This is a genomic window from Actinomadura fibrosa, from assembly GCF_900659615.1.
In the GTDB taxonomy this organism is placed as follows: Bacteria; Actinomycetota; Actinomycetes; order Streptosporangiales; family Streptosporangiaceae; genus Spirillospora; species Spirillospora fibrosa.
The window spans coordinates 1-2,873 of record NZ_CAACUY010000484.1; the positions used below are offsets into that span (position 1 = coordinate 1).

Sequence of the window (2,873 nt, forward strand, 5' to 3'; positions counted from 1 at the left end):
GGGTACGCGGGACCGGGCGGAGCGGGCGGAGGCGGCCCGCCGGGTGCGGGCGGCGCGTACGGCGCGGGCCCACCCGGCGCGGGCGGAGGGACGGACCCATGGGCGTGCGGGGGCGGCCCAGCAGGGAAGCCTGGCGCGTTCCCATGGCCGGGCGCGCCTGGCGCGGGTGGCGCGGGTGGGAAACCGGAGCCATGAGCGGGCGCCCCGGGGGCAGGCGGGAAATTGCTGCCATGTCCGCCGGGCGTGCCGGGGGCGGGCGGGTAGCTGTTGCCGTGTCCACCGGGTGTGCCGGGTGCGCCTGGTGCGGGTGGGAAGCCGGATCCCGGAGCGTGTGCGCCGCCATGGCTCGGCGGGTAGCCCGGCGCGTTGCCGTGGCCTGGTGCGTTGCCGGGGGTGGAGGGGAAGGGCGGCGTGTTCCCGGGTGGTGGTGGCGGGAAGCCTGGGCCGGGCGGTGGCGGGGTGCCGTGCCCGTGGACGGGGGCCGGGCCGGGCGGCGGAGCGTTGCCCGGGCTGTGCATGGCGGCGGCGGGGGCTTGCCCCGGAGCAGGCCCGGGCGGCGGGAAGACCGCGTTGCCCGGCTGTCCGTAGTCGCCCGGCTGTCCGTAGTCGCCAGGGCCGCCGTAGGACGCGGCGCCCTGCTGGCCGGGCGGTGGCGGCGGGAACGCGCCCGGCGGCGGCAGCGGCGCCCCACCGGGCGGCGGGCTCGCGTGCGCGGCGCCCGGCCGTCCGCCCGACCCGGAGTCGTGACCGGAGCCGGACGTGCCGGGCGGCAGGGCGACCGCGGCCTCCAGCCATGTGCCGATCTTCGCGTTCCAGTCGGTCTCGGCGGCCGCGGCGTGCTCGACCTCGAACACGCCGAACCCCTCGTCGGACGGGGCGGCGCGGTCCTCGGCGCGCAGCACGAAGGCCATGGCGCGGGGGCTGGCGACGAAGCTCAGCCCGACCTTGCCGAGCCGTCCCTGGTAGGCGGGCGGCGGGGTGAGGTGGATCTCCTGGTGGAACGGCAGCCGCTGGGACACCCCGCGCAGCTTCGACGACTCGAACGTGACGTTCGTGATCTGGAAGCCGAGGCGGGCGATCGCGGCGAGCACCCACTGCTGGGACTCCAGCGGCTCGACCGAGATCGGGTCGACGTCGCCGGGGTCGGGCTGCCCCTTGGCGTCCACCTCGGTGCACATGCCGATCGTGAAGCCGGGCAGCTCGTGCCCGAGGACGGTGGTGAACGGCAGCTCGTACGGCAGCGGGATGGAGAACGACAGGTCGCGCTGCTGCGCGGTCTCCAGCCGGAAGCCGCGGGTGAGCGCGCCGCGGTAGACCTCGGGTCCGGCGGTCTCGCCGCCGTGGCCGTCCCGCATGCGCGGCATGAGCGCGAGCGTCACGTGCCGGATCTCGACGGGGCGGTCGCCGCCGCGCAGGTGGACCTTTCCGGCGACGACCCCGCCGGGGCGGCAGTTCGGCTCCGCCAGGATCGTGTCGACGGAGGGCCCGCCCGGTCCGTAACCGCCCGGTCCGCCTGGTCCGCCTGCCATCTGCCCGTAGGACACCGGCCGTACCCCTTTTCCCCGACCGCGGGGCCGATCCCCGCACATGTCAGACGGAATCCACCATGCCATCGGTTCGCGTCCGCGGGCGAGCGATGTGGAGGCGACTTCCGTCCGGCCCGGCGGTCGGGGAGGGCGCCGCGGCTCAGTCTTCCCTGGACGTGACGGTGACCGGGCCGTAGCCGAGCCCTTCGAGCGGCTCGCGGATCTGCGCGGCGTCGCCCACGGCGACGATGGTGAGCGCCTCCGGGTCGATGTGCTTGCGGTAGGCGTTGGCGACGCCGTCCGGGGTGGACGCGCGGACCGCGGCGAGGTAGGCGCTCGGGTAGCCCGGGCCGAGCCCGCTGGCGGACGCGTCGGCCAGCTCGGCGGCCACGGCGCGCGCGGTCTCGTACTCGGCGGGCGCCCGGTCGGCCAGGGCGCGCACGGACGAGCCGTGCTCGTCCGCCTCGATGCCGCGGGAGAGGATGCCGCGCAGCTCGTTCAGCGCGTCCGTGACGGCGTCGGCGGTGACCTCGGTGTGGACGGCCCCCTGCGCGATGAACAGGCCGCAGTGCCGCATGCGGAGCAGCCCGGCGCGGAACCCGTAGGTGTAGCCCTTCTCCTCGCGCAGCACGGCGTTGAGCCGCGAGGTGAGGCCGCCGCCGAGCACGTGGGAGGCGACCATCAGGGACGGCCAGTCGTGGTGGGTGCGGTCGGGGACGCCGTGCCCGAGGCCGAGGTAGGTCTGCACCGAGCCGGGACGGTCGACGACGACGATCCTGGCGGCCGACTCCGGCATGACGCGGTCGGCGGTGGGCAGCGGGTCGCCGGTGCCCGTCCAGCCCGTGAGGGCCTCCGCGAGGGCTCCGTCGGCGTCGACGCCGGACAGGTCCCCGGCGACGACGGCGGTGGCCTCCGCGGGGACCGCGGAGCCGTAGAAGGCGCGGACGTCGGCGCCCTGGAGCGCGCCCACGGACGTCCGGTCGCCGCCGGTCGGGCGGGACGCGCGGGCGTCCGGCGGGAACATCACGGCGCGCAGCTCGCGCATCGCGCGCGTCCCGGGGTCGGCGTCCTCCTGCGCGATCTCCTCCAGCCGCTCGCGGACGAGGCGGCGGACGTCGGCGTCGTCGAGCGCGGGCCGCCGCACGACGGCGGAGAACAGCTCCAGCGCCGGGCCGAGCCGCGTCACGGGGACGTCCAGCGCGACGCGCAGCGCGGTCAGGTCGGCGGTGGCGAAGAGGCTGGCGCCGAGCCGCTCGAACGCGGCGGTCAGCGCGGTGCCGCCGCCGGGCTCGGTGCCCTCCAGCAGGGCCCGTGCCGCGAGCGTCGCGACGCCGTCGCGGCCGGCGG

The 2,873-nt window shown here is 77.2% G+C and carries 2 protein-coding genes; both read right to left on the bottom strand.

The window, feature by feature from the left end:
* On the bottom strand, positions 1-1,529 hold a 1,529-nt coding region (locus E1300_RS53670; RefSeq protein ID WP_165503349.1), incomplete at its 3' end, for a sporulation protein.
* Between the two features lie 157 nt (positions 1,530-1,686).
* On the bottom strand, positions 1,687-2,873 hold a 1,187-nt coding region (locus E1300_RS48870; protein WP_131764065.1), incomplete at its 5' end, for a M16 family metallopeptidase.